General features: G+C 69.9%; 2 protein-coding genes. Both read left to right on the top strand.

Annotated features, from left to right (window positions below; genetic code table 11):
* On the top strand, nt 1–1,410 hold a 1,410-nt coding region (locus G6021_RS09455; protein ID WP_182641145.1), incomplete at its 5' end, for an aldehyde dehydrogenase family protein.
* A gap of 186 nt (nt 1,411–1,596) precedes the next feature.
* Nucleotides 1,597–2,709 carry an NDMA-dependent alcohol dehydrogenase gene (locus G6021_RS09450; RefSeq protein WP_179523234.1) on the top strand — a complete coding sequence of 371 codons (1,113 nt, stop codon included), beginning with the start codon at nt 1,597–1,599 and terminating at the stop codon, nt 2,707–2,709.
* Nucleotides 2,710–2,773: the final 64 nt, after the last annotated feature.

Here is a 2,773-nt window from a genome sequence, read left to right as displayed (position 1 = left end):
TACGCGGCGGACGGCCGCACCTTCGGCACCTACGACCCCGCCACCGGCGCCGAGATCACCCAGGTCGCGCACGGCGGACCCGAGGACGTCGACCGGGCCGTCGCCGCCGCGCGCCGCGCCTTCGACGACGGCGCGTGGGCGACCATGAAGCCCAACCAGCGCGAGCAGATCCTGTGGCGCATCGGCGACCTGCTGGACGCCAAGGCCGAGCTGTTCGGGCAGATCGAGGCCCTGGACAACGGCAAGTCCGTCGCGATCGCCACCGCCGTGGACGTGGCGTGGGCGGCCGACGTGTTCCGCTACTACGCCGGCTGGTCCACCAAGATCGAGGGCTCCACGGTCAACGTGTCGATGCCGTTCGCCGGCGACAAGCAGTTCCACGCCTACACCCAGCGCGTCCCCGTGGGCGTGTGCGGCCAGATCATCCCCTGGAACTTCCCGCTGCTCATGGCGGCGTGGAAGCTCGCCCCCGCCCTGGCCACCGGCAACACCCTGGTCCTCAAGCCGGCCGAGCAGACTCCGCTGACCGCGCTGCTGCTGGGCGAGGTCATCGCCGAGGCCGGCGTGCCCGCCGGCGTGGTCAACATCGTCACCGGCTTCGGCGACGCCGGCGCCGCGATCTCCGCCCACGACGACGTGGACAAGGTGGCCTTCACCGGCTCCACCGAGGTGGGCAAGCTGATCGTCGACGCCGCCAAGGGCAACCTCAAGAAGGTCTCCCTCGAGCTGGGCGGCAAGAGCGCCAACATCGTCTTTGCCGACTGCGACTTCGACGCCGCCGTCGCCGGATCCGTGGCCGCGTGGATGTTCAACCACGGCCAGGCCTGCACCGCCGGCACCCGCCTGTACGTCGAGGACTCCATCTACGAGAAGTTCACGCAGGCCGTCGCCGACGCCGCCGCCCAGGCCACCATCGGACACGGCCTGGACCCCGCCACCGAGCTCGGCCCGCTGGTCGACGAGGACCAGTTCGACAAGGTCTCCTACTACCTCCGCGCCGGCATCGAGGACGGCGGGCGGGCCCTCACCGGCGGCGGCCGACACGGCGACACCGGCTACTTCGTCCAGCCGACCGTGTTCGTGGACGTCGAGCCCGACCACCGGGTGGTGACGGACGAGATCTTCGGCCCCGTCGTCTCGGCCCTGCGGTTCACCGACGTCGACGACGCGGTCCGGCAGGCCAACGACTCGATCTACGGCCTGGCCGCCGGGGTGTGGACGAAGGACATCTCCAAGGCCCACAAGGTCGCCAGCCGCCTCCACGCGGGCTCGGTCTGGGTCAACCAGTACAACGGCTTCGACACCGCCATGCCGTTCGGCGGGTTCAAGCAGTCCGGCTGGGGCCGCGAGCTGGGCCAGGGTGCACTGGACCTCTACACGCAGACCAGGTCGGTCAACATCCAGCTCTGACCTGGTCCGGGTCGGACTCCCTCCGACCCCCGGGACCGGGACCCGGCGTCCCCGTGACTCGTCCGGGGACGCCGGCGACTCCCCTTCTCTGCGACCTCTCCTGTCGTCCCACACCCCTTGCCCCCCCGCCCCGTCCACACCCCCTCTCCACTTCCGATCACCCGCTCCCCCGAAAGGAACACCGCCGTGAAGACCAAGGCAGCAGTACTGTTCGACCTCCACCAGCCGTTCGAGATCATCGAGCTCGACCTGGACGATCCCGGCCCCGGCGAGGTCCTGATCAAGTACACGGCCGCAGGCCTGTGCCACTCCGATCTGCACCTGTCCGACGGCTCGCTCCCGCCGCGCTTCCCGATCGTCGGCGGGCACGAGGGCGCCGGCGTCATCGAGGCCGTGGGCGTGGGCGTCACCAAGGTCAAGCCGGGCGACCACGTGGTGTGCTCCTTCATCCCCAACTGCGGCACCTGCCGGTACTGCTCGACCGGGCGACAGAACCTCTGCGACATGGGTGCCACGATCCTCGAGGGGCACATGCCCGACGGCACCTTCCGCTTCCGCTCGGGCGGCAAGGAGTTCGGTGCCATGTGCATGCTCGGCACCTTCTCCGAGCGCTCGGTGATCTCCCAGCACTCGGTGGTCAAGGTCGACGACTGGCTGCCGCTCGACAAGGCCGTCCTGGTGGGCTGCGGCGTGCCCTCCGGCTGGGGCACCGCCACCTATGCGGGCAACGTGCGCCAGGGCGACACCGTGGTGATCTACGGCATCGGCGGGCTCGGCATCAACGCCGTCCAGGGCGCCGTCCACTCGGGGGCCCGCCACGTCGTGGTGGTGGACCCCGTCCAGTTCAAGCGCGACGAGGCCCTCAAGTTCGGCGCCACCCACGCGTTCGCCGACGCCGCCGAGGCCCACGCCGAGGTGGAGAAGCTCACCTGGGGCCAGATGGCGGACCAGGCGCTCATCCTGGTGGGCACCGTCGACGAGCAGGTCGTCTCGAGCGCCTTCGACGTGATCGGCAAAGGTGGCACCGTGGTGATCACCGGCCTGGGCAACATGACCGACAAGACCGTCCAGGTCAGCGGCACCGTGATGGCGCTGTTCGGCAAGACCATCACGGGCACCCTGTTCGGTTCGGCCAACCCGCAGTACGACATCGTCAAGCTGCTGCGCCTGTACGACGAGGGCAAGCTCAAGCTGGACGAGCTCATCACCACCACCTACTCGCTCGAGCAGGTCAACGAGGGCTACCGGGATCTGCAGGACGGCAAGATCATGCGCGGCGTGATCATCCACGACGCCTGACCCGTCGCCACCCGACCGGCGCGGCCGACGACTGCGCGCGCCGCCCCGATCCCGGGGTGGCGCG

The sequence above is a fragment of the Dietzia sp. CW19 genome (genome assembly GCF_014145265.1).
In the GTDB taxonomy this organism is placed as follows: domain Bacteria; phylum Actinomycetota; class Actinomycetes; order Mycobacteriales; family Mycobacteriaceae; genus Dietzia; species Dietzia natronolimnaea.
The sequence above is the reverse complement of the archived record's forward strand: the minus strand, read 5'-3'. Positions and strand labels throughout refer to the sequence as shown.